Raw genomic sequence first — 25,141 nt, 5'->3', positions numbered from 1 at the left:
GCACAGGAAAAAACAATGGAAAAAATTCCTATTAGTAGAACAAGCGATGCATAACTCCTTTTCATTGAACTGGTCCTATTTCTTGTTCGTTACCCTGATTATCAATTATAATTACCGAAGTTGCGGTCCTTGGGATTGAAAAAGCCCTGCTGGGCTGCGACAAATATCCAGTGGAACGCTGGAATTCGAATCTTTGAACCGAACCATCCGGATATTTTATTTTGGCGGCAACCTCATTGTTTTTGGGGTGATAGATGTTAGTTGACAGGCCCTCAAATTCCAAAACAGTAACAGGACCGTTATTGATCCCTGCGACTATAAGCTCCTTGTCGCCGTTTCGGAGATTTATCAATGACTTGGCATCTCCTTTTACTAAAAAACCACTTTCTTTAGATTCAATTGGCATAAAATTTCCCGTACCATCCCCCGATAAAAACCATCCAATGGAAGCATCATATTGTCCAGAAAATACCTCGCCACTATAAAAATTACCAACAGCGAGTACATCCAAATGCCCATCATTGTTGTAGTCTCCCACTAGGGTACCATACATGGGAGCAGTTTGCGCCATTTTGGGTAATGGGAATAACCTAAATGAACCATTCCCCAAATTCTCTAGATAACTATTAGCAAATGTTTCACTCTTTACAATATAAGCGCCCTCCAGTTCCTCTTCCAGAAAAGATTCCCTGAAAGTTGCTTCGGCATAATTAGAGTAGGTCCTAAACCTCGCTCTCATTGCACTAATTTGCTTGATTAGGTCGTTCCTTGTGTGGGAAACATATTGTTCTCCCTTAATATAATGGCTCATGATTGGGTCTATCTGTCCATTTTTATCAAAATCCTTGGCATAAATACGAAGCGGTTCCTTTGGATTTACCACGTAGCGATTATTCAGTCCGAAGTTTCCAAGAATATAGTCCATATCGCCATCCGCATCAAAATCCCCAGAACTTATACTGTTCCACCAACCATGACTATTTTTAAGACTCGCAACGTCATGTATTTCGTTTAAAACCCCTTTTGTATTCTCAAAGATACGTATGGGCATAAATTCCCCCACAACAATCAGATCAGGCCAATTGTCGTTATTAAAATCGGTCCAAAGTGCGGCCGTTACCATTCCCAAATTTGCCAGTTGGGTGTTACGTACATCTTCCACAAATGCTATTTTCCCATTTTTGCTATTGTTTTTGAGAAGCATACTTCTTGGAACAAGGGGATATTCCCCTGGAATGATTCTCCCCCCCACAAAAAGATCCATCAACCCGTCCCGATCATAATCTATAGAGGATACCACAGCCCCACTTGTTGTAAATTTGGGTAATAAATCCTTTCTTATAAAAGTACCTTTTCCGTCATTTTCATAGAAACGATCTTGATAAAGTTCATTGTCCTTGGCAAAACTGGTGCCTCCACTGACCACATATAAATCCTGATCTCCATCGTTATCTGCATCAAAGAACAAGGCACCCATATCCTCGAATTCGGGGTCCTGAAAATCCATTTTGGCAAATTTCCTATCTTCCTGTTGTATCATTAAGGCACCAGATTGTCCTGCAGCACCGCCCACATATAAATCTTCCAATCCGTCTCCATTAATATCCGCTACGGCAAGTCCTGGACCGTTTCTGGAATGCATGTGGGGTAATAAAGCCTGAACCTTATAGTCCACGAAATTATCTTCTTGATGATTAAATTGAATCAGTGTAGTGTCTTTAGAATGGAACACAAGAGAAGCCTTGCGATTCGTTCCCAACTTACTTGGATTCCATTCTGATGCGTTATTGTAATCCAGCACATAATCTTGGTTGGTAACAATACCCTCTATTAATTGTTTCCTGCCATCGGGCCAGGTAACAAGTACGGTATCTATCTGGCTAACATCACCTAGCCCGAAATGAATTCCGGACTCCACAGAGGAAAGATAGCCCCTGTAGGGCGTATTATACCCAATTTGCTTTTTTTCATCGTACCTAATTTCAACTTGGGCTCCAAGGCCATCCTTATTTTTAGAGGTTCCACTGAAATTAAACTTAATATACTTTCTTGCTGGGTTTTGGTCACTCTGATTTTCATATAATCCTGCGGGATCATCAATATTGTTAATTACCAAATCTAAATCCCCGTCATTATCCAAGTCAGCATATGCCGAACCATTGGAATACGTGAGTTGGTTAAAACCAGCCTTTTCCGTTCTATTTTCAAATCCTAATTCACCGGTATTTCTATAAAAATAGTTTTTGAGCTTTACCTCCGGAAGCTTATTCAATTCCTCTATTCTTGCTTTTCTATTAGCTTCTTCCGTACCCATGGTAAGTATGGTGTTACCATAGTCCATAAAGTCTAAATTGGTAACATCTTGCCTATAACCATTGGTAATATAAAGGTCCCTGAAGCCATCCTGATCAAAATCCGCAATTAGTGGACTCCAGCTCCATTCTGTAGCAGATATACCCAACATTTGCCCTACTTCACTGAATGTTCCGTTTCCATTATTCAACTGTAATGTATTTCTAATATATTGGGGTTCGTATCCATAGGATAGTCCCATATAAAACTGATCAAACTTATTCCCCACCATGGTAAGTTTGAAGCGATTATTCTCCTCTGGCAACATATCGAGTACAACGACGTCCATGAGACCATCATTATTGATATCCGCTATATCATTGCCCATACCGTTAAAGGTTAAATGTTCAAAATATTGGCTTATTTCATTTTCAAAGGTTCCATCTTTTTGGTTGATATAAAGAATATCAGGAGTAAGAAAATCATTGGAGATATAAATATCGGGCCATCCATCCGAATTAAAATCGAATATTTCCACACCAAGACCAAATCCTTCAATTAATATATTGGACTCTTTGGACACATCCGTGAAAGTATTATTTCCGTTATTCCTGAAAAGCTTGTCCATTGAAGGGGCCTTACCCGTTTTTTCCAATGGCCGTGCCGTGTTCCTGTTAAAATCCACCAATGCATTATTTAACAAGTACATATCCAAATCACCATCCAAATCATAGTCAAAAAAAGCTGCTTGTACGGAATATGCATCATCGTTCAAACCCCACTCTTCAGCAGATTCCGTAAAAGTCAAACCATGGTCCTTAACCCCATTATTTATAAACAGTAAATTTGCCTTCTCTTCTTCCGTGGCTCCACGCGGTCCTCCCCTGCTAACGTAGATATCTGGGTAGGAGTCTTGGTTTATATCTACTATAGCTACTCCATTTGACCAATTTTTTGTTCCCGTATTTGAGGAAACCGTAATATCCTCAAATTTCCAATTGCCCAAATTTCTATATAAGGTATTACTGGACATGTTGGCGGTAAAGTAAATATCCTGTAAGCCATCCAAATCAAAATCAGCAATCGCAACTCCCGCACCATTATACATGTACTCAAAATCCAGAACTGTCAACTCATCCGATAAAACCAGTTGATTTGAGAAATGAACACCTGTTTCTTGAGGTGTCCTCACCTTGAATAAAGTTGTGGTTTTATCACATCCTAAACATATGAGTAACAATAACAGGGATAAGCTATTTTTTTTTATGCTTCTATACAAATTTCTTGGGAGGCTGATCATAGATACAATTGGTTGTTCCTATACAAAACAATCCAATCTAAATAGTCTAGATTGGATTGCCAAATTAAAATAACTAACACAACTTATATTTAGAACATAAAATAGAATTCTATTCAAGGATTAGTACCCTGGATTTTGTTGCAATAAACCGTTTGAACGCTCTATTTCAGTCAATGGGAAAGGAAACACGTTTAAACGATCATTCCAATCCGCTCCAAATATGTCAGATCCAATTCCCCATCTTGTAATATCAAACCATCTATGGGGTTCCATAGCCAATTCTACTCGCTTTTCCTGTATCATGGCCGTTAATGGATCGGATGTTCTATCTACCGGACCTAAACCTGCCCTATCCCTAATATCGTCTATCTGATCGAATGCGACACCAACATCGCCTCCTCCTCTAATCAATGCTTCCGCATAAAGTAGCTTAAGCTCAGCAAACCTGAACCAACGCTCGTTATTAAATTCAGACTGACCATTGGGAGAACGGTTTCCAGGAACCGTGTTGTGCGCTCCTTGATATTTACTAGAAGTCAATCCTGTTGAGGACCATGTTGGGTCATAGGGTAACTCAATTTGGCCACCACCATCATAACTATAGTACATATCACCATCTTGATATAAAACAAAAGGCAGACGCAAATCACCTGGTTCGTAAGAATTTAATAGGTCTTGTGTTGGAGCAAACCATCCATTTTTACCACCTGGCACACCATTACCACCAGCATCCCAATAATAAGATCTTGCTATACCCTGGGATGCCTTAAAATCTTCTGAGTGGGTATCATCAAACACCCAGATATTATCATCGGAGAATGGACCGCCAAACTGGATTTCAAAGATGGACTCCGCATTATTTTCCGTATCAAAATTGAAATTGTCCTCATAATTGGGCATCAACATGTAAGGCCCATTATTAACCACGTTGCCCAGTGCGGTAATTGCTGCAGGCCAATCTTCTTTCCAAACATTTACCTTACCAATATAAGAAGTGGCCGCCCAAGAGGTTGCCCTACCTGTATTACCACTGTCCCAGACATCTGGTAAACCGGCCTCCGCTGCTGCGAAATCGGCTAAAATGGCCGTAAATAATTCATCTCTTGAGGCATTTGGCAAAGCCTGATCATTTATACCGGGTATAATTTCCATAGCCAGTGGTGGAGTGCCAAACAATTTCATTGCTTGGAAATGGAACCAAGCCCGTAGAAATCTTGCTTCAGCTGCCAATACGGTCTTATCTTCATCCGTAAGGTCATTTTCAGCATCCAAACGTTCCAATACTAGATTCGCTCGGTAAATACCCTCATAAATTTGCGTGTATACCGCAGCATATGGACGATCTGAAGCTCTAATTAGAAGCTGGTCCACATCCCTCGTTATTTGGTCCGCTGTGGCTTCATTAGCAGAAATATCATCCGTAATTGCCACACTTATTTTCCAAAACTCACCTCTTTCCGATAATGTTTCTGTACTCGTTCCCCAAAAATCCTGTATGGAAGAATAAGAAGCAAAGATAGCTCCATCAAAGTCGGCCCTAGATTTGTAAAAGGTATCAGTAGTCAACCTATCCAAGGGCTGCAAATCTAATTGGTCGCTACATGAGAACAGAATTCCCAAAGAGCAAACGGCCACTATAAATTGATTTATTTTTTTCATAATAGTTATATTATAATAATTTTTTAATTAAAGTTAACGGTCCAACCCAATTGAATAATCCTAGGTAGCGGTGACTGTCCACCATCTTGACCGGTAGCCAAGGTAAAATCACCCTTTTGAAAACTTTGGGCACGGCCAACTTCAGGGTCATACCCTGAGTAGTTGGTGAAAGTAGCCAAATTTTGAGCTCCAATATAAAAGCGCATATTGGTAATGAAGTTGTCTGTCCAACTTTTTAATTTATCCTGAGAAAGCGTGTAACCTAAGGATATATTTTGAATACGCAGGTAACCTGCATCTTCTACCCATCTATCCGAAAAACGGTTATTACCATTTGGATCATTAACGGCCAACCTTGGATTAGAACTTGAATTGGTGCTTCCTTCACTTGTCCATCTATCCAGTATCTGGGTGCTAAAGTTCCCTGTGCTCGTCATTCCTTCCAAACCTACTCTCGCAGAATTGTAAATCTGCCTGTCACCAACTCCCCTTAAGTTCATGGAGAAGTCAAATCCTTTATATTCTGCATTGAAGACCATACCATAAAAGAAACCTGGAAAAGGACTTCCCAAAAATGTTCTGTCATTTGCATCGACCACACCATCATTGTTGACATCAACAAAACGAATATCACCTGGAGAAGGCGTTCCGTTAACATCTGGAACAGCGGCCGCTACTTCGGCAGCATTCTGATAGAGTCCATCGGTTTTGTAACCATAGAAATGCCCTAGACTTTGACCTACGACCGTTCTGTGGGTAGATGCGCCTCCAATACCGCTAATTATATTGGGTATTGGTCCAAGATCCGTCACCTCATTTTTAACGGTAGTAAGGTTTCCTCCAAAGCTATAATTGAAATCCCCAATGGAATTTGCGTAATTGAACGAAAGTTCTATACCGGAGTTTTTAATCTGTCCGATATTGGCATCCGCAGGTAGAAAAAATCCGGAAACAAAAGGCAGGGGAAACCCTAACAAAACATCGTCCGTAGTTTTGTTGTAGTAATCGAAGGTTGCCGTCAATTTTCTATCAAAGAAACTGGCATCCACACCTATATCAAATTGTGTACTCGTCTCCCACTTTAAATCCGCATTTGCAAAGGTTGTTGGTGCAGGGGCAACCACGGTTCCCTGATCATCACCTATAACATAACGGACATTATTGTCAATTGCAGCCAAGTATGCAAAATTCAGACCTGTAAACTGGTTTCCTGATTGCCCCCAACCACCTCTCAACTTAATCTCGTTTATTGCGGTATTTTTTGGGAAAAAATCCTCGTCTGTTATTCTCCAGCCCAATGAAACGGATGGGAATACCTGATCCCTATTGCCAGGAGCAAATCTTGAAGTTGCATCCCTACGAACGTTGGCGGTTGCCAAGTATTTCCCCTTGTAGTTGTAGGTCAAACGACCCAACCAACCCTGCAAGGTCCAAAGATCACCCTCATTGGCACCGGCAACCGTAGTACCCGTTGCTGCAAAATTTTCATTGAAAAGATTCCTACCTTGAAGCCGCTGTTTATCATATCTGAATTTGGTCTGCTCAAATCCGAATATTGCCCCAATATTATGATCGCCATCACCAAAAGTCTTATCATATTGTAAGGTTGCCGCACTGGTCAATGTTAGCTCTATAGGTCTTTCGGACACCAATAGCGATGAGCCGGATGCTCCATTCAACAGGTCAATTCCGCTTGTAAAATAATCACCTACACCAACATTATAGTCTATACCCAGTGATGTCCTGGCCTTCAATCCTTCAATAATATTTAGTTCACCATAGAAGTTGGCAAGGACTTTTCTTGTTTGTATTGTAGTTTTCGTAAACCTATCATCGGTATTGAAAAGATAGTTTGTTGCAGAACCTTGGCCTACAGTTTCTTGATTTATAAGATTATAACCTAAGGGACCGTCACCAAATGGTTGATAATAGGGCGCATTTGTTGCGGAACGAAAGCCAGCAAAGATACCTGGTTCACTCTGAACTTGTCTATCCACTTGACTTATCAAAATAGATTCACCAAATTTTAATCGCTCACCCACCTGAATATCTGAATTTGCCTTGAAGGAATATCGTACAAAGCCCTGCGCCCGCTCAACTCCTTCTTGGTCCATATAACCACCAGATATGAAATAAGTCGCTTTTTCATTTCCTCCACTTATGGACACGTTATGATTTTGGACGAAACCGGTCCTGAAAATCAAATCTTGCCAATCCACAAAAGGCTGGCCACTGAATTGCGAAAGATCTCTTCCTAATTGACCTTGAATATCAATATATTGGTCTACATCCAAAACGTCTATGGTCTCTCGGATACTAGCAAACGAGGCGTAACCGTCATAGGTCACTCTAGCATCGCCCCTTTTTCCTCTTTTTGTTGTAACGATAATAACCCCATTTGCGGCACGAGCACCATAGATGGCCGTAGATGCAGCGTCCTTCAATACGTCAATTGATTCTATATCATTGGGGTTCAAACCAGCAAGCGGATTGGAATCAGTTGTAGAAGAGGTATTGACCGTAATATTTGTGGTCTGCACGATGGGCACACCATCTATTACCCATAAGGGGTCATTAACACCAGGAGTACCCACCCCCCGAATATTAATACTGATTGGCGCACCCGGATCACCACTTCGGTTTGTAATGTTCACACCAGAAATAGTTCCTGCAAGTGCCTGATCGGGACTAGTAATTGGCTTGGTAACAATGTCAGCAGCACCAATGGAACCCACTGAACCGGTCAAATCTGCTTTTCGCTGCGTACCATAACCCACTACAACAACCTCGGACAAGGCTTCAGCATCCTCCACCATGGTGACATCAATACTGCTTCGTCCGTTGATGTTTATTTCTTGTCTCTGATATCCCAGATAGGTAAACACTAAAGTACTTCCACCTTGGGGCACATCAATGGAATAATTACCATCAAAGTCTGTTTGCGCACCGGTCGTGGTCCCTTTCACCAATACAGTAGCCCCCGGAAGTGGTCCTTGGCTATCGGAAACGTTACCCGTGATTGTTGTCTGCGCGTATGCCGATGCAGAACCTAAGACCATAAAAGCTAAAAACACCATAAAAAACAGAATATTTTTATGGCATCTACATTGTGGTTTTTTCATAATATGAAGCTGTTTTAGTTAATTGAATTAGTTGAGAGATTGAAAGATTAAATTGCTTTTTGTTACTAAAAGCTAAACTACCGTTAAACTTATGTAAAAATTTACAGAAATAAAAATAATGAAAAATTATAAGTTTCGTTATATTTCTATAATATTATTTTTCCTTTTTTTAAGATTATAATTAATAATTATGGCATTTAATATATCTTAACCCCTTTGACCACCCTGGAAATGGCTCCTGTCTCAGAAGGAGAATCTGGACGAAGCTTAAAATTCAATGAAGTATAAAAGGCCAACAATTGCCCTAGAACGATATACAATACGGCTAAATATTCATCTTCTATGACCCCAGATTTAACATCACCAAGAACAATAAGCTCATCAACTGAAGGGATATCGTACTCAAGCATGGAGATTCCTATTTGTTTTAGCGGCCTTTTTCCTACGCCCATCCCCTGGACCAAGTCCAATTCGTATTGAAGGACTTTTTCATTATTCGAGAAAAAATAAACCAAAAGGGTTTCCTCGTTGACCACGGCTTTGGGGCCGTGTCTAAAACCAAGATAGGAATCATTTTTACAGATGACATGCCCATCCGTCAATTCTTGAAGTTTTAACTGGGATTCCATTGCCGTACCATAAAGTGGCCCAGATCCAAGAAAAACTACTCGTTTAAACCCTAACCCTGATATTTTCTTGATTTGACCCAACTTTTCACTCAAAAGCTTTGTAGCTGAATCTTTGATGGTAGCGACTGTCTTCTTTAGATATTTTAGCTTATCGAAACGCCCCATTAACAGAATAGTCAAAAGCATACCCGAATAACTACCAGTCATCGCAAGACTTCGGTCATTGGATTCCGGGGGAAGCAGAAAAACCAAATAATCATTATCCGATTCATATTTGGCCAACTTCCCATCCTCACTGCAAGTGATGATTAAATGGCTACAATCTCTTATATGATTGTCTGCCAGTTTAACAGCTGCCAAGCTTTCAGGACTATTACCAGATCTTGCGAATGAAATTAACAATGTTGGAACACCAGATTCAAAATAGTCCTGAGGATGGGAAACCAAATGCGTAGTAGCTATCGACAAGGTGGTAATTCCTGTATTTCTTTGAAGGAACCCCTCTACAGACAATCCTATATAGGCACTTGTTCCGGCACCCGTCAATATTATCTTTTCTACTTTATTGAGAGTGGAATCCAAGAAAGAAGTAATTATGTCCCTCTCTTTTTCAAGTTTGTCTAAAATCTTCCCCCAAAGTTCAGGCTGTCCAGAAATCTCCTTTGCGGTATCATAACCCCCAATAGCTTTCAATTGCGAAGTTCCGATATCAAGGTATTTCATATTGTCATCATGTATAACGTTTATATCTTTCATTTCCTTTCTTTGCAAATATATAAAACCTATTTAAAGTTTCTTTAACTATTTTTATTTATTTGAAATCATTTTTTTTTGATGGTTGCTAACATATGTGCCTATATTTGCTTTTTAAAGAAAAATCCTATTCAATGAAGGAAGTAAAATCGAAAAGATCTACGGTTGAGCGACGAAAAAAAATATTGAATCTACTCGATGAAAATGGACAGGTTTTCGTGCACGAGTTAAGTGAAGAATTTGGTGTTAGTGAAGTCACCATTCGTAATGATTTGGAACTATTCGAAACAAAGGGCTTGTTGATACGATCAAGGGGAGGTGCTATGATTAATGAGAATTCTGTTGGAATGGATTTTCAATTATCTGAAAAGGACAAGATGCACTATACCGAAAAGGTTCGGATTGGTAAAAAGGCGGCAGAGCTAGTAAACTCCGGGGAAACAATTATTCTTGATTCGGGAACAACAACGATGGAAATCGCTAAAAACCTTGGTTCTAACAAATCGTTAAATGTAATCTCCAACGCTTTGAACATAGCCAATGAGTTGCTAAAGTACCCAAATATAAATATAATTGTACCTGGAGGGACCTTGCGAAAAAACTCACATTCCCTAGTTGGCCCATTAGCCGAAAAAAGCATGCGAAATTTTTATGTGGACAAGGTCTTTTTGGGGGTCGACGGATTTGACATAAAGGAAGGTGCGTTTACGCCAAACATTGAAGAAGCTTCCTTAAACCAAGTGATGATCGAAATTACAAAAGAGGTTATTCTTGTATCCGATTCCAGTAAGTTTCGACGCAGAAGTCTTGCCTTCATTTGCCCTACCCGTAAAATAGATATTGTCATCACCGACGATAAGATTAGCAAGGAAGACCTAGTTTGGCTTAAGGACCAGAATATTCAAGTTATCGTTGCCTAAAACTAATTTAAGTAATTGGCCAAGCTTCAATTCTTTGCGCCTTAGACGAACTTGAAGTCGACATCATGGAATAATGACTCACGATTTTCTTCACCGCCAACCAACCATACGGTTACATTCCTTTAACCAAAAACCCTTTCCTGAAAATTTGCACTTTAGCCAAGCTTCATAAAAATATTCAATAAGAATTTTTAGGGTTAAATCGTATGGCAATCCCGATAACACTCTTTGAAAAGCAAAGACCTTTGTCCATTTAGGCGAACATGCATTTTACATGGGGCTTACCAAATATATTTACGTACTTCTCACCATGTATGTTCTGTCTTTTTTTTTAATAATCTACTTATATTATAATATCATTTTACCCCACCCATTATTAAGGACCTTGGATATTTAACAACCCTTTTAGTTATCAATAAATATCAATTCAGTAAATCAGACCATTTTAAACCTATTACAATATAAAAACAACTTTAAAAAAGATTTTTTTTGATAATAAAAAGGTAGAATAAGTAAATAATAATTTTATATTTACAAATGAAAAGATTATCATGGGTTTCCATTTATGGGAGTCAATACCTATTTGATATATTTTTTTAAAAAAAGTAAATAGAATTCTTAGGCAATTATAGACCGAACTTTATTGCAGCTTGGGTCAGAAAGAGCGAGCTTCATGATGGGTCAAACAAGGATTACCTAAATCCTCAAAGGACAAAAAATAAATAGATCAAGAACCATGGCGTCTTTCGATGTATTAGTAATTGGCGAGTTAAATGTTGATATAATTTTAAATGATATTCAAGGGTTCCCCGAAATTGGGAAGGAAATCAGGGCTGATCAGCTCAATTTAACCTTAGGCAGCAGTTCGGCCATTTTTGCAAGTAACCTCAGCTCTCTAGGTGTATCCGTTGGCATGGTGGGTTTACTGGGCAATGATAGCTTCGCCGACACTATAAAAAAATCCCTGCTTGACAAAAAAGTGAATATAGATTTTGTCATGTCATCAGACAGATACAGCACCGGACTGACCATTGTAATGAACTATGGAATGGATCGCGCAAATGTTACCTTTCCAGGGGCCATGGAGCGCTTAATGGTCGAGGATATTACAGATCAGATGTTATTGAGCTGTAAGCACATGCACCTAAGTTCAATTTTCCTACAAAAAGGTATAAAGAAACAAGCGGTCCAACTTTTCGAAAGGGCGAAAAAATTAGGTATCACAACATCCATGGACCCGCAATGGGATCCTTCAGAAAATTGGAAGCTGGATTTGAGTAGCTTGCTACCTCACCTAGATGTTTGGATGCCCAACGAAGTGGAATTTAAAAACATAACAAGCGTTCCGGAACTGGCCGAAGGGCTGGAAAAAATTAAGGAGTATGCAAATTATGTTGTTATCAAGGACGGGATACATGGTGCCCATCTTTGGAATCAAGGAAACCTTACATCCAAACCCGCATTCCTTAATAGCGAGGTTGCCGATTGTATCGGTGCGGGTGATAGCTTCGATGCCGGTTTCATAAGTGAATTTATAAAAGGGTCCGAGTTAAATCGGTGCCTGGAGGTAGGAAACGTTATGGGCGCAATCAATACGCTTGAACCTGGCGGCACCACATCCTTTAAAAATAGGGAGTACATTGAAAAAATAGCAATAGAAAAATTCGGGTTTACCCTTTGAATTATGGAGTTAAAAGAAAGACTAAGACACAATAAAAAAAACGGGAGCGCACTGCTTGCAACAAATTTTTACAATTTTGAAACCCTTGCAGCTGTTCTAACGGCAGCCCGTGAGATGAAATCCGGATTAATCCTCCAGCTTTCCGAAAGTTCGATCCACTATATGGGACTGGAGGTAGCCACATCTCTTGCCAGGGCAGCCATTTCCCAGTTTGGTGTAGAAGCATGGCTTCATTTGGACCACGGTCAAAATATAGATTTGGTAAAGCGGTGCATTGATGCCGGCTTTGACTCCGTTATGATAGACGCAAGTGAAAAGTCATTTACCGAAAATATAAAAGTGACGAGACAGATTGTGGACTATGCTTCGGGGTACGAGACCAATGTGGAAGCTGAACTGGGCTACATCTCAAAACTGGGCCAAGAGCAAAAAATGATATATACCAGTCCGGACGAAGCCAAGGCCTTCGTTGAAGCTACCGGTATAAATGCCCTGGCCGTTGCCGTTGGTTCCGCCCACGGATTCTATAAGGAGACACCTAATCTACAATTAGACCTGATTTCAGAAATCAATGCGGTCACGGATGCCGCCCTTGTCCTGCATGGCAGCTCGGGAATTCCTGACGATCAACTACAGCGAGCCATTAAAATGGGTATAACCAAAATAAATTTGGCCACTGAGATAAAGAATGTTTTTATGAAATCCTTACAAGAGACACTAAAGCATACCGATAATATTGATTTAAGGGAAGTGTTCCCCTCCGCAACCACGGCAGCTGTAACCCTTGTCAGTGCAAAATTGAAAACCATAAACTTTAAAGAATCATGAAAAGAATAATTCTGCTCCTGTGTCTGAGTTTTGGATTTTTTTCCTCTAGTGCCCAAGGAGATATCCTGCTCAAGGATTACCGGCCAAAAACCATTCACAATGTTCAAAAAACGGAAATTACCAAGGCCAAATTTACCGCAATAGATGTCCATTCACATCCCTATGCTGCCAATGATGAAGAGATAGGGCAATGGGTCAAAACCATGGATGCACGTGGTATTGAAAAAACAATCATCCTTACCTACCAAACTGGAAAGAAGTTTGATAGCATCTATAAGGCGTATTCAAAATATGGGGATAGATTTGAAATTTGGTGCGGCTTTGATTATAGCGGATATGGAGAGAAAGGATATGTTCAAAAGGCAATCAAAGAACTTGAACGTTGTTTTAAAGTGGGTGCCAAGGGAGTTGGGGAACTCGGGGACAAAGGATTGGGCATGGCGAATTCAGGTCCTACACCTGCACCGGGGATGCACTTTAACGACGAAAGGATGCAACCCTTGCTTAAGCGTTGTGGGGAATTGGGGATGCCAGTAAATATTCATGTCGCAGAACCTATCTGGATGTACGAACCTATAGACGTTCATAACGATGGTCTTATGAATGCGGCCACCTGGAAAATCGATACAGCGAATCCTAACGTTTTATCTCATGCAGAATTACTGAAGACATTGGAAGAGGCCGTGGCCAACAACCCCGGCACCACATTTATAGCGTGTCATTATGCAAATTGTGGCTATGATTTAAGTTTACTAGGCCAGATGTTTGATCAGTATCCAAACCTATACGCTGATATATCCGCCCGCTATGCAGAAGTAGCTCCAGTACCTAGGGCGACCAGTGCGTTCTTTAAAAAATATCAGGACCGATTACTATATGGAACGGATATGGGGATGGACGATTCAATGTACCAGACTACTTTTAGAATTTTAGAAACCGCAGATGAGCATTTTTATGAGCATGAACTTTTTAGCTACCATTGGCCATTAAATGGTTTAAATCTTGACGAGGATACATTACGAAAGGTGTATAGTGAAAATGCAAGAAAAATATTAAAATAGATGAGATATTTCAGTATAAGGATTATAATAATTTTGGCTTTTGTACTTCTTGCCAGCTGCCGTAAGGAATCTGGCAATAGCGTCATACTCCAAATTGAAAACGGAGCATTGATGTATGAGGTTGACACCTACTTAAAAACCAAAATATCCAGTAACCTGCCACAAACAAAGACTCTTGTTTCGTCTTTTCAACCTTCGGAAAACATAGAGATTAACGGCAAGACCATTGAACAGTTCAAACATCAAGAGACAAATGAAACTACCATTGGTGGTGACTTACCCGGAAGACAATGGGTAGTACAAGGAATTTATAAAAACGAAGAAATAGACATTCAAAAAACGGTACGCCTAACTACCTATGACTCATTCCCAGATTTGGTTTCCACCCAAGTTACCTATATAAATATGTCATCAAATAATATTATTATAGATAATTGGTCAAATAATAACTATATTATTGAATCTCAAAATGACGAACCAGCATTTTGGGCCTTTCAAGGAAGCTCCTCATCTTCAAGAAGTGACTGGGTAAAACCACTGGAGGCCGGTTATTATCAAAAAAACTATATGGGCATGAACGATTCCGATTATGGAGGTGGTATTCCCGTGACTTCAGTTTGGCGTAAAGATGTAAATGTTACCGTGGGCCATTTGGCCCTGGTACCCAAGTTGGTAAGTCTGCCTACCGAAGTATTTTCAAATCCTTTGGGTGCGAAGATTGGCGTTCAAGAAGATTTTGATGATCATACAATATGGAAGCCTAAAGACACGATTCAAACCCTTGAAACCTTTGTTTCCCTCAGCACTGGTGATTATTTTGTGAGTCTTGCAAGATATTCAGAACTGATGCAGGCCAAGGGTATTACCATAGCGGAGCCGGAAGAAGCCTCATTTGAACCCATATGGTGTGCATGGGGCTATGAAAGGGATTTTACCTTGAACGAGGTGATAGGTACACTACCAAAAGTAAAGGAACTTGGAATTAAGTGGGCCGTGTTGGATGATGGCTTTCAGATTGCGGAGGGGGATTGGAACGCCAATCCCAAAAAGTTTCCACAAGGAAACCTAGAAATTAAAAGACTGGTCGACAAAATACATGACAGCGGGCTAAAGGCAAAAATATGGTGGACACCCCTAGCAGCAGATCCAGGGAGCAAGGTATTAAGAGAACATCCAGATAGTAAAATCATTCAGGAAGATGGGGCTCCGCAGTACATAACGTGGTGGAACTCATATTACCTTTCCCCGACTAAAGATGCTACTATAGCCCATACCAAGGAAACCATACATTTATTCATGGAAGAATGGGGGTTCGATGGTTTAAAGATGGACGGTCAGCATATGAATGCCGTAGCTCCAGACCATACGCTGGAAAACCCAAACAATTCTGTTGAAGGCTTACCCGATTTCTTTCAGATGATATATGAAGAAGCCCGAAGCATCAAGCCTCATGCGGTGATAGAAAACTGTCCCTGTGGCACCTGTATGTCCTTTTACAACATGGCTTCAATGAATCAAGCGGTATCATCCGACCCTCTTTCCAGTTGGCAGATTCGTCATAAAGGAAAAACTTATAAAGCCTTGGTTCCAAAAACAGCCTACTACGGTGATCATGTGGAGTTAAGCGATGGAGCAGATGATTTCGCCACCTCTTTCGGTATTGGGGCGGTTCTAGGTACAAAGTTCACTTGGCCCAAAGACAATCCCAATGCCTCTGGAAAATATCTTCTTACCCCTGAAAAAGAAATAATCTGGAAGAAATGGTTCGATCTTTACAACAACTTGATGCTCTCCAAAGGAACGTATCTAGGTGACCTTTATGATATTGGATATGACAAACCAGAAGGGCACGTCATTCAGAAAGATGGCGCTCTTTTTTACGCCTTTTATACGGATCGCTGGGATGGTGATATCCAATTGAAAGGTCTCGATAGGAATAAGACCTATCATATTAAGGATTACTACCACAATGAAACTTTGGGAGAGATTTCAGGAGCAAATCCTGTTTATAATGCATCTTTTGAGGACTTTCTTCTTTTGGAAGTTTCACCAAAATAATACGTTAAGTTATAACAAAGAACAGCGATTATGAATTCTAGAAGATATTTTTTAAAGAATACTACTTTGGTAAGCGCAGGCCTTTTTGCAGTACCTAGCTTTGCCACCCGGTACTTTAGCGAAAATGATAAATTGAACGTAGGTTTGATAGGGGTAGGATTGCGAGGTACCAACCATCTCAAAAACCTTCTGCTGCGTAAAGACGTTAATGTGACTGCCATTTGTGATGTTGATGATAATAGGTTGAAAATAGCGCAAAATCATATTAAAGAGGCGGGGTTCAAAGCGCCAAAGGTTTACGGAAGTTCTGAATATGACTATAGGAACTTGTTAGAATTAAAGGAAGTGGATGCAGTTATCATTGCCACACCATGGCTTTGGCACACCCGCATGACCGTTGATGCCATGAAAGCAGAAAAATATGCTGGTGTAGAAGTCTCCGCGGCCAATACTCTGGAAGAAAGTTGGGACTTGGTCAATACCCATGAAAAAACCGGAACACATATGATGATTTTGGAAAATGTGAATTACCGTAGGGATATCTTGGCCGTACTCAATATGGTAAAACAGAACTTATTCGGTGAGTTGGTACACTTTAGATGTGGTTATCAACACGATTTGAGGCATGTAAAATTTAACGATGGTAAGTCTGCTTATGGCAATGGCGCAGAGTTTGGCGAAAAAGCTATTTCAGAAGCCAAATGGCGTACCGAACACTCGGTAAAACGCAATGCTGATGTCTATCCTACACATGGCCTTGGCCCTATTGCCATAATGGCAGACATAAACCGAGGTAATAGATTTGTTTCCTTAACCTCGCATGCAACAAAGGCAATTGGGCTGCATAACTATGTAGTGGCCGTGGGGGGCAAGGAGCACCCCAATGCCGAGGTAAAGTTCAAACTTGGTGATGTCATTACTTCAACTATAGATACTGCAAATGATGAGACTATTATCATCACACATGACTGTAATCTTCCTAGGCCCTACTCACTGGGCTTCCGGGTCCAAGGCGCCAATGGGCTCTGGGAAGTGGATGGTAATAGAATCTATATTGAAGGGAAGTCAAGAGAATCACACGAGTGGGACGAAGCTACTTCATGGTTGGAGCAATATGACCACCCCCTTTGGAAGAAATATGGTGAGTATGCACTAGGTGCAGGTCATGGAGGTATGGATTTCTTTGTACTTAACTCTTTTGTGGAATCGGCTAAGGCCAATACTGCCCCGCCTTTGGACGCATATGATGCGGCAGCATGGAGTGCAGTGACCCCATTATCTGAAGCCTCAATTGCCAATAATGGTGAACCTCAGGATTTTCCAGATTTTACAAGGGGGCTTTGGATCAAGAGAAAACCTTATAATTGGATGAAAGCGACTTATTAAACGATAGTTTTCGAGTATAGCTTTGGAAGCTGGATAATTCTGATTTGACCATTAAAACAGGGACATATATTTGTTGCTAACCCATGCTTTGGCAAGAACATCTTAGGCCTTAAGAAGATTGTTGCTTTCATCTTGATGTATGGGAATAGAAAAACCGAAATGAGCAATTTTAAAAGGCCAATATAAATTTCTGCCTAGATGGCAATGACCAACTAGAAACCCTTTTGACATTTTTAAAATACATCGATATAAATTCAACACGAAATGAAAATAGATGCCCATATCCATTTTAACTCACCTAAAACCGAACTTTTGGAATACGGTGTTAAACAGGATATCGGATTTGTATCCATAGTCACGGATATTCCAGGATTTCCTACTGTTGACGACCAGTTGAAAACCGTAGTGGAATTAAAAAAGGCTTATGGAGATTATTTAAATTTCACCACTACCTTCACCTGCGCTTCATGGGGTTCCCCAAAATGGGTAAATAAAAGTCTAGATTTCATTAAAAAATCATTGGACATGGGCGCCATTGGAGTAAAGGTTTGGAAAAACATTGGCATGACCCTCCAAGATAAATATGGAAGCTACCCCATGATCGACCATCCTTCCTTTGAACCTATTTTTAATTTTCTTGAAGAAAATAATGTAGTTGTTCTGGGCCATAATGGAGAGCCTAAAAATTGTTGGCTACCATTCGATCAAATGACCGTGGAGTCCGATCGCTCTTATTTTATGAAGCATCCAGAATATCATATGCACTTACATCCAGAGGTACCAGATTATAAAGCCCAGCTTTCAGCAAGGGATAGAATGCTCGAAAGACATCCAAAACTACGCTTTGTAGGATTACACTTGGCAAGTCTGGAATGGGATGTTAATGAAATTGCCGCATGGCTGGATCGCTTTCCATTGGCCATGGTCGATTTGGCGGAAAGAATTGTCCATGTGCAACATCAGACTGTTTCGGCATGGCAAAAGGTACATGATTTCTTTATAAAATACCAGGATCGGATAATTTATGGCACCGACTTTATTTGGGCCGATAATCATACGAAACTTGAGCTAATGGAGTATTTGGATGAACGGTATCAATCGGACTGGGATTATTTCTCAGGTCACGGAACTTTTAAAGTCCCTGAGGTGGAAGGCAACTTTAAAGGGCTTGGTCTTCCTTCCATAGTACTCAATAAGATTTTTAATTCAAATGCCAAAAAAACGTATGGAATTTAAGGCCATTATACCAGAGATAACTATGTCAATTAGGAACCAAAAAAAAATCGTCTTGCTTTTCGCCCTTTGGTTGACCCTGCTACCCATAATGGCACAGAAAGGATATCAGGCCAAGTTACCCGATATAAAAGAAAAGGCTTATTATACCCTGGAAGATTTCAATCGTGTGGATAAATTTGATGTCCATATCCATATCAACACGGTACAACCCTATTTCATACATCAAGCAATAAAAGATCGATTCTTTTTTTTGGATATCGTCGATGATCGTCCATTTGGAGTACCCATGGACGAACAACAAGCATTTGCCAAATTTCACCTGACTAATTTTCCAAATCAAATGAACTTTGCCACCACTTTCAAAGTTTCCAATTGGAACCAAAAGGATTGGGTGGCCACTACCATAGCACATCTCAAAAAATCCTTTGCCCAAGGTGCCATCGCCGTAAAGATCTGGAAAAACATAGGTATGGACCTGAGGAGTGAAAATGGAGATTTTGTAATGGTTGACCATCCCAGAATTGATTCCTTATTGACCTTTCTATCTGATAACGATATACCATTGCTTGGTCATAATGGAGAACCAAGGGATTGCTGGCTACCCTTGGAAGAAATGACTTTTAACCAAGGCTATTACGGTGCCCATCCGGAATATCATATGTATTTGCATCCAGAATATCCTTCCTATGAAGATCAGATCAATGCAAGGGACAATATGCTGAAGAAACATCCTAATTTGAATTTTATGGGGGCTCACCTTGGCAGCTTGGAGTGGAGTTTGGAAGAACTGGCAAAACGTTTGGACGCTTATCCTAAAATGCGTGTGGACATAACACGTATGCCAAACCTTAAACTACACACATTTAATGATAGGCAAAAAACACGGGAGTTTTTTATTACCTATCAGGATCGATTGATTTATGGTACGGACACGGCCATTAACCCAATGGATAAACCTGCCGAATTAAAAGACCGTATTCACCAGAAATGGCTTGATGAATGGGCATTCTTAGTAACCGATCGTCCTTTGGAACTTAAAGGTTATGGACAATTAAAAGGCTTAAAACTTCCTCGGGAAGTAATTGATAAGATTTACTTTGAAAATGCCTCAAGGTTTTTGGTTTTTACTAAAAAGGAGTAACCCCTAAAAATAGGAAAAGAAGATGATGTTGATTACCAAAAACGGTTGGGACCCACTATAATTTTTAAAAGTCGAGTATATCGCCCAACAAAAATAACTATTAAAAAAATTATTGTAATTATTTGAATATAAAATAGTTATAATCAACCTTTTTGAGATTTGAACAAACCAAAGAATAGCTTTAACTAAAAATTCGGCTTCAGAATGTTTGTGTTGGAATGGTACTATAAACGCCAAAAACAAGTTAAATGAAACAAATTAAAAGACGGAGATTCATTAAAAACACCCTGTACTCCGGATTGGGCACCTCTCTAGTTCCTACCCACCTCATCGCAAAGGGGGAATCTAGCATTAATGATCATATGATTGAACGAAATTCCTCGGGAAACGCTAAAAAAATCATCGTTGCTGGGGCTGGTATCAGCGGACTTTGCTGTGCCTACGAATTGATGAAAAAGGGACATGAGGTAACCGTACTGGAAGCCTCTGGCCGATTTGGCGGTGCAATACTTTCCGTTCACGATGGACTGGCTGATGGACTTTATGCCGACTTTGGTGCCGAAAATTTTACAAAACCTGGTTACGAAAACTACTGGAAGTATATTGATGAGTTTAAGCTTGCCGTGCTACCCTATCATCATAGGGAGCATAGAATGACAAGAATTGACGGGGTATGGCAGACCGATGAAATGCAAAAAGAAACTCTCGATAAGAGGGTGGAGCAACTGGGGGGATTCAACAAGCATGAATTGAAATTTCTAAAATCAAATCAAGTCAGCAACTTGCAATTGTTATATCTGAAGCCTTATTTTGAAAAATTTACAGATGAATACCAGCCTTTTGGAATTGGCTACGACCATTTGGAAAACATACCGGTCTCCCAAATCTATGAGGAAGCAGGAGCTTCCAAAGCTGCAATGTCAATCTTGGGAGGGAGTCAAACATCAGCCCTTTATAGTATTTGGCAAGCCTTTATAATGTACAAACGTGGATATGACGATACGCTAGATCTATTTCGTCTTAAAGGAGGAAATCAGGAATTAACAAATGAATTTGGACGACACTTGGGAACACGTATAAAGCTGGGGTGTCAGATCTTGGAAATAGAAAATAACAATACAGGGGTGAAAGTTATATATCGGGAACTGGGGGAAGTAAAGGAAATGTCGGCAGATTACCTGGCCTGCTGCCTAAGAACGACGGCACTAAAAAATATTCTTTTTACACCGCCACTTCCACCAGAAAAACAATATGTCGTGGAGCATCTCAAATATGATCAGACCACACGAATCGTCTTTCAAGCTCGATCTAAATTCTGGTTGAAGGACAATGTAAGCATCAATCTATCATTCAACCATCCAGCACTTTGCCACATTTGGCAAGTTGCCAACGAAGTAGATACAGATCGTGTTTGCTTAATGGCCAAAGCACCAGGGGGAACGAATCCACTCCGTACCTTGGATGCCTTTATGGAACTTTACCCCGGCAAACGGTCGAATATAGATATTGAGCAAACCTTGGTTAAGGATTGGTCAAAAGATACATACGTACACGGATGCGAGCGCCATGGATTTTCGGGTTTAGGCAAGCTATCCAAGTTTTGGCCCCATACCATGACCTCCCATGGTAGAATTCATTTTGGAGGTGCCCATACAGACAACAGAAGCTGGGGAATGGAGGCGGCTACAAACGCTGCCAATAGGGTTGCCCAGGAAATCGATGGGGCTTAAGTAGAGAATAGTTCAATACAAGATTATGCGAAATATCCTATTTGTTATATTGATTTTCCCCGTCTTCCTTTATTGGATAGGTCCGATAAAAAAATTTGGATACCGAAGTATGTCGGAAGCCATTTCCATGTTGCCGATAACCTCAGGTACCGCAAGAAACGAGGGACAGGAAAAATCCGTGCCCCATGTAAAATTGGACCTTGGTCAGACCAATGGAAACCTTACCTGGGGTGATTTTGTCCGATATTCCATCGAAGTTTCAGACTCTATTGACGGAGATTCCAAATATGGTGAAATACCGAACAACAGAGTACTTCTGGAAATTGAATTTCTGCCTGCCAAAAAAGAGAACGGACCAAATGAAAAAATAGAAGCGACCAAAAAAGAGGCCGACCATGACGGGTTATCACTAATGATGGGTTCCACTTGTTTTTCCTGCCATGGAGACAAAAAGGTTATGACGGGTCCATCGTTTTCTGAAATTGCCGAAAGGTATGGGAAAAGCCCTAAAAGCATCAAGTTCTTGGCAGGTAGTATCTTGGCGGGCTCAGAAGGCAAATGGAGCGATATAAAAATGCCCGCAAATCCAGGACTAACGGTTGAAGAATCCGAGAAAATTGCAGCGTTCATCCTCGCTCAAGGCAGTAGAAAGTACCAATGGATCCTAACTGGGTTGGAGGGTACCTTTCAAATCATGGAAAAACCGGCACATATCTCAGAGGGAACATATGTGCTCACAGCAAGCTATACTTCATCCGCCTCTATGAAAGGGCAGAATAGCATACCATTACAAATTCGATAATATGGTAATGCAGGTTCGTTTACAAAAATTATCAATGACAAAATTCACCTATTTCATACTATTATTCTTACTAATCATATCTTGCGGTCATAATCAGCTTCCCGTACCCTTGTACTATCTCTCAGTAACTGATTGGAAAGTAGAAGGACATGACGAAAGATTTAATCTGTACGAATATAATACGGGAACTTCTACCGACCGTTTCGGTAACTCTAATGGAGCCTTCTACTTTGACGGAACCTCGGCCAGCCTAGGCCTGTCGCTAAACAAAAAACCCCATCTAAATAGCCCTATTACCATCTCATGGTGGTACAGTATTATTGACGACCCATTGTTCAAGGACTCCATGGATGCCGGAAACATGATCGCCTTGGTGGACACGGTTCAAGCCATTGGACTTCAATTTGGTTTTAGAGCTCCGGGCTACCGAACCAAGGGTCTCGATGTCTGGAATTGGGGAGGGGCTACAATCCTTGAAAACCAAATATCTAAATTGAACCAGTGGCATCATTGTGTCTATGTCTATGATGGTCACGAACACCAATTCTATTTAAATGGAGAGCCCATGGAGATGTCGGACATCAAACCTCAAAAGGGCAACCCAGATTTTTTGCTGCTTGGCAACTATCCTGGGGGCACCCAATTCTTTAAAGGTAGTTTGGACGAGTTACGGATTTATGAGCGGGCACTGTCTAGAAATCAAATCCTGGCCCTTTTGAATATGAAAAAATTTTGAACCTGAAAGGGGTTCAGGAGTTGAGGTGGTGTATCTTGTTAACAAAATAAAATTAAAGGACTTTTCGTTGCGAAATATTTATATGAATTAATATTTATGCTAAAATATATTTCAATAACTTTCTATATATGTAAATATTCTTTCTTAACATTTCGTAATTAAAATTTAGAAAGTATATGAAATATTAATATATTTGATTTAAAGGCACCGCATATTGTTTTTCAAAATAGCCTTTGGTCCGCTACATCCAATAAATTATGAAACGCAGGTCATTTATGGTAACCGGAGGGCTTACAGCGCTCTTTGCAGGGATTAACTTAGGACGTGCTTCCTCCAATAATGTTCCCAAACATGGTGTCCCGCATAATGATTTCGGTCCTCCCCCTCCGATTAAAGATCGTCTATACCAAGGTCCATTTATTAATTATGGCCCAGCAGCCAATGTTCCAGGAAGCGATGTTGTAATGACTACCACGCCATCAACCGCACCTGTAAGGAATTTTGGGATGGGACTGGTTACCTATATTTGCGACGAGGTAGGGCCTCCCAAGCCTAAAAATGGAAGTCTTCGAAGTGCTATAGAAAAACTGGCGAAATGGGAACTTGGAGACGTTTTGTACCTAAGAGTAGACTGGAGGGACATTCAGAAGGAGCCAGGTAAATTGGAATTTCCCGAACATTGGAACCTTACTTTTGAAATGGCAAAAAAGTATGGGAAGCGAGTTGCTTTTCGGATCCAATTGATGAGTCCTGTTATTGAGCCACAATCCCTGCCAGATTTCCTAAACGATAAAGTGCCCATGGTGAAATTGGGAACTACCGACGAAATAGGAATTAACGGAAAGGTACACTATGCCCCAAGGTACGACCACCCGGAATTTATGAAGGCCTTTAAGGAAATGGATACGCTTCTTGCCGAAAGATATAACGGACATGAGCTTGTGGAATACGTAGATACTTGTATGTACGGTTTTTGGGGAGAAGGACATACTTGGCCCTTTGAAGGCTCGCCACTTCCAGATTACTACAAGGCACGCGATACCTTTGTTGAAATTTTTGAACATCAGGCCGCTAATTGGTCCAAAACTCCCTTGACCACCAATACCCAACCCGATTATAATCATGTAGGCAATGCCGAAGTCTTGGAGAAGACCATTAGGTCATACAACTGGCTTAGAACAGATACTATTTTCATAGAGAACGAACAGATCGACGTTTTGAGCAATAGGCCCCCATGGATCGGTGCCACAATTGAGCAGGGCATCACAAAGGGCAATATAGGGGATCTTAGGGTCGTGGACGGCTTAATGAGAAATGAAAATATCATCGCCCATGTAAAGGATGTAGGACCCAATTACTTTTCACTTTGGAATTGGCATGACATTGCATTGGAAAATCTCATGAGTTATCATGATAAATACCCAAAGGCACTTAACACTTTATCTCGAAGTATTGGTTACCGAGTGCGCCCTTCCTGGATCTGGTCCTTTGAAAAAGAGGGATATCCGGGTCTGGTCTTGGGATTGGTCAACGACGGTATTTCGGGTGTACCAGGTGCGCTGCGAATCCAGGTGCGGGATGCCGCAAACACATTTGAAGTCTCAGGTAGTTTAGATCCTGGATATCCTTTACCAGGAAAAGTAAGGCAAGCCGTCATTATGCTTCCAAAGGATACCCAATGGGAAGGCCTTAGGCTTTCTGCCGTTATAGAAATCAAAGGAGTAAGACGTCCCGTTACTTGGGCATGCGCACAAAAGCTTGAAGATGATGGCGCGTTAATTTTAAAGAGAAATCTGTAATTCCAGAC

Annotated in this window: 16 protein-coding genes; 12 read left to right on the top strand and 4 right to left on the bottom strand. The window is 40.6% G+C overall.

Going from position 1 to position 25,141, the window contains the following annotated elements:
• Positions 1 to 61: 61 nt before the first annotated feature.
• The 4 genes from FEK29_RS06890 to FEK29_RS06875 form a co-directional block, all read right to left on the bottom strand.
• Positions 62 to 3,484, bottom strand: a complete 3,423-nt coding sequence (locus FEK29_RS06890) for a VCBS repeat-containing protein (RefSeq protein WP_161595326.1) — start codon at positions 3,482 to 3,484, stop codon at positions 62 to 64.
• 228 nt (positions 3,485 to 3,712) lie between these two features.
• Positions 3,713 to 5,251 (bottom strand): RagB/SusD family nutrient uptake outer membrane protein, encoded by a 1,539-nt coding sequence (locus FEK29_RS06885; protein ID WP_138257680.1) that lies wholly within the window; start codon positions 5,249 to 5,251, stop codon positions 3,713 to 3,715.
• A gap of 23 nt (positions 5,252 to 5,274) precedes the next feature.
• Positions 5,275 to 8,373, bottom strand: coding sequence for a SusC/RagA family TonB-linked outer membrane protein (locus tag FEK29_RS06880; RefSeq protein ID WP_138257679.1), 3,099 nt, complete (start codon positions 8,371 to 8,373; stop codon positions 5,275 to 5,277).
• A 197-nt stretch (positions 8,374 to 8,570) separates the two neighbouring features.
• On the bottom strand, positions 8,571 to 9,758 hold the full coding sequence (locus FEK29_RS06875; protein WP_205123396.1) for an SIS domain-containing protein: 1,188 nt from the start codon (positions 9,756 to 9,758) through the stop codon (positions 8,571 to 8,573).
• A 131-nt stretch (positions 9,759 to 9,889) separates the two neighbouring features.
• Here FEK29_RS06875 and agaR point away from each other — a divergent pair, with 131 nt between their 5' ends.
• The 12 genes from agaR (at position 9,890) to FEK29_RS06815 (ending at position 25,133) form a co-directional block, all read left to right on the top strand.
• Entirely contained in the window at positions 9,890 to 10,675 is a 786-nt protein-coding gene (gene agaR, locus FEK29_RS06870) for a transcriptional repressor AgaR (RefSeq protein WP_138257678.1), read from the top strand.
• 736 nt (positions 10,676 to 11,411) lie between these two features.
• Positions 11,412 to 12,356, top strand: a complete 945-nt coding sequence (locus tag FEK29_RS06865) for a carbohydrate kinase family protein (RefSeq protein ID WP_138257677.1) — start codon at positions 11,412 to 11,414, stop codon at positions 12,354 to 12,356.
• 3 nt (positions 12,357 to 12,359) lie between these two features.
• The gene (locus FEK29_RS06860) at positions 12,360 to 13,184 is read left to right on the top strand and encodes a class II fructose-bisphosphate aldolase (protein WP_138257676.1); all 825 of its coding nucleotides are present in this window, start codon (positions 12,360 to 12,362) and stop codon (positions 13,182 to 13,184) included.
• The gene (locus FEK29_RS06855; RefSeq protein ID WP_138257675.1) at positions 13,181 to 14,245 is read left to right on the top strand and encodes an amidohydrolase family protein; all 1,065 of its coding nucleotides are present in this window, start codon (positions 13,181 to 13,183) and stop codon (positions 14,243 to 14,245) included. The genes FEK29_RS06860 and FEK29_RS06855 overlap by 4 nt, the downstream gene beginning before the upstream one ends.
• The gene (locus FEK29_RS06850; protein ID WP_138257674.1) at positions 14,246 to 16,303 is read left to right on the top strand and encodes a glycoside hydrolase family 36 protein; all 2,058 of its coding nucleotides are present in this window, start codon (positions 14,246 to 14,248) and stop codon (positions 16,301 to 16,303) included.
• A 30-nt stretch (positions 16,304 to 16,333) separates the two neighbouring features.
• Complete coding sequence (locus tag FEK29_RS06845) at positions 16,334 to 17,689, top strand: Gfo/Idh/MocA family protein (RefSeq protein ID WP_138257673.1); 1,356 nt, start codon at positions 16,334 to 16,336, stop codon at positions 17,687 to 17,689.
• Between the two features lie 264 nt (positions 17,690 to 17,953).
• Positions 17,954 to 18,925: an amidohydrolase family protein gene (locus tag FEK29_RS06840; protein ID WP_138257672.1), complete on the top strand. Its 972-nt coding sequence runs from the start codon at positions 17,954 to 17,956 to the stop codon at positions 18,923 to 18,925.
• Positions 18,915 to 20,066, top strand: coding sequence for an amidohydrolase family protein (locus FEK29_RS06835; protein ID WP_161595325.1), 1,152 nt, complete (start codon positions 18,915 to 18,917; stop codon positions 20,064 to 20,066). The genes FEK29_RS06840 and FEK29_RS06835 overlap by 11 nt, the downstream gene beginning before the upstream one ends.
• A gap of 248 nt (positions 20,067 to 20,314) precedes the next feature.
• Complete coding sequence (locus FEK29_RS06830; RefSeq protein WP_138257670.1) at positions 20,315 to 21,796, top strand: flavin monoamine oxidase family protein; 1,482 nt, start codon at positions 20,315 to 20,317, stop codon at positions 21,794 to 21,796.
• A gap of 109 nt (positions 21,797 to 21,905) precedes the next feature.
• The gene (locus tag FEK29_RS06825; protein ID WP_138257669.1) at positions 21,906 to 22,598 is read left to right on the top strand and encodes a c-type cytochrome; all 693 of its coding nucleotides are present in this window, start codon (positions 21,906 to 21,908) and stop codon (positions 22,596 to 22,598) included.
• 34 nt (positions 22,599 to 22,632) lie between these two features.
• On the top strand, positions 22,633 to 23,334 hold the full coding sequence (locus FEK29_RS06820; RefSeq protein WP_161595324.1) for a LamG domain-containing protein: 702 nt from the start codon (positions 22,633 to 22,635) through the stop codon (positions 23,332 to 23,334).
• Between the two features lie 257 nt (positions 23,335 to 23,591).
• Positions 23,592 to 25,133, top strand: coding sequence for a hypothetical protein (locus tag FEK29_RS06815; RefSeq protein WP_205123395.1), 1,542 nt, complete (start codon positions 23,592 to 23,594; stop codon positions 25,131 to 25,133).
• The last annotated feature ends 8 nt before the right edge of the window (positions 25,134 to 25,141 follow it).

The organism is Maribacter aurantiacus (genome assembly GCF_005780245.1).
In the GTDB taxonomy this organism is placed as follows: Bacteria; Bacteroidota; Bacteroidia; order Flavobacteriales; family Flavobacteriaceae; genus Maribacter; species Maribacter flavus.
Note: the sequence above shows the minus strand (reverse complement) of the source record. Positions and strands in the feature narration are given on the sequence as shown.

Excerpts from the sequence above, each read along its gene's own strand:
- FEK29_RS06885 (WP_138257680.1), bottom strand. The coding sequence starts at position 5,251 with ATGAAAAAAATAAATCAATTTATAGTGGCCGTTTGCTCTTTGGGAATT.
- FEK29_RS06880 (WP_138257679.1), bottom strand. The coding sequence starts at position 8,373 with ATGAAAAAACCACAATGTAGATGCCATAAAAATATTCTGTTTTTTATG.
- FEK29_RS06875 (WP_205123396.1), bottom strand. The coding sequence starts at position 9,758 with ATGAAAGATATAAACGTTATACATGATGACAATATGAAATACCTTGAT.
- agaR (WP_138257678.1), top strand. The coding sequence starts at position 9,890 with ATGAAGGAAGTAAAATCGAAAAGATCTACGGTTGAGCGACGAAAAAAA.
- FEK29_RS06865 (WP_138257677.1), top strand. The coding sequence starts at position 11,412 with ATGGCGTCTTTCGATGTATTAGTAATTGGCGAGTTAAATGTTGATATA.
- FEK29_RS06860 (WP_138257676.1), top strand. The coding sequence starts at position 12,360 with ATGGAGTTAAAAGAAAGACTAAGACACAATAAAAAAAACGGGAGCGCA.
- FEK29_RS06855 (WP_138257675.1), top strand. The coding sequence starts at position 13,181 with ATGAAAAGAATAATTCTGCTCCTGTGTCTGAGTTTTGGATTTTTTTCC.
- FEK29_RS06850 (WP_138257674.1), top strand. The coding sequence starts at position 14,246 with ATGAGATATTTCAGTATAAGGATTATAATAATTTTGGCTTTTGTACTT.
- FEK29_RS06845 (WP_138257673.1), top strand. The coding sequence starts at position 16,334 with ATGAATTCTAGAAGATATTTTTTAAAGAATACTACTTTGGTAAGCGCA.
- FEK29_RS06840 (WP_138257672.1), top strand. The coding sequence starts at position 17,954 with ATGAAAATAGATGCCCATATCCATTTTAACTCACCTAAAACCGAACTT.
- FEK29_RS06835 (WP_161595325.1), top strand. The coding sequence starts at position 18,915 with ATGGAATTTAAGGCCATTATACCAGAGATAACTATGTCAATTAGGAAC.
- FEK29_RS06830 (WP_138257670.1), top strand. The coding sequence starts at position 20,315 with ATGAAACAAATTAAAAGACGGAGATTCATTAAAAACACCCTGTACTCC.
- FEK29_RS06825 (WP_138257669.1), top strand. The coding sequence starts at position 21,906 with ATGTCGGAAGCCATTTCCATGTTGCCGATAACCTCAGGTACCGCAAGA.
- FEK29_RS06820 (WP_161595324.1), top strand. The coding sequence starts at position 22,633 with ATGACAAAATTCACCTATTTCATACTATTATTCTTACTAATCATATCT.
- FEK29_RS06815 (WP_205123395.1), top strand. The coding sequence starts at position 23,592 with ATGAAACGCAGGTCATTTATGGTAACCGGAGGGCTTACAGCGCTCTTT.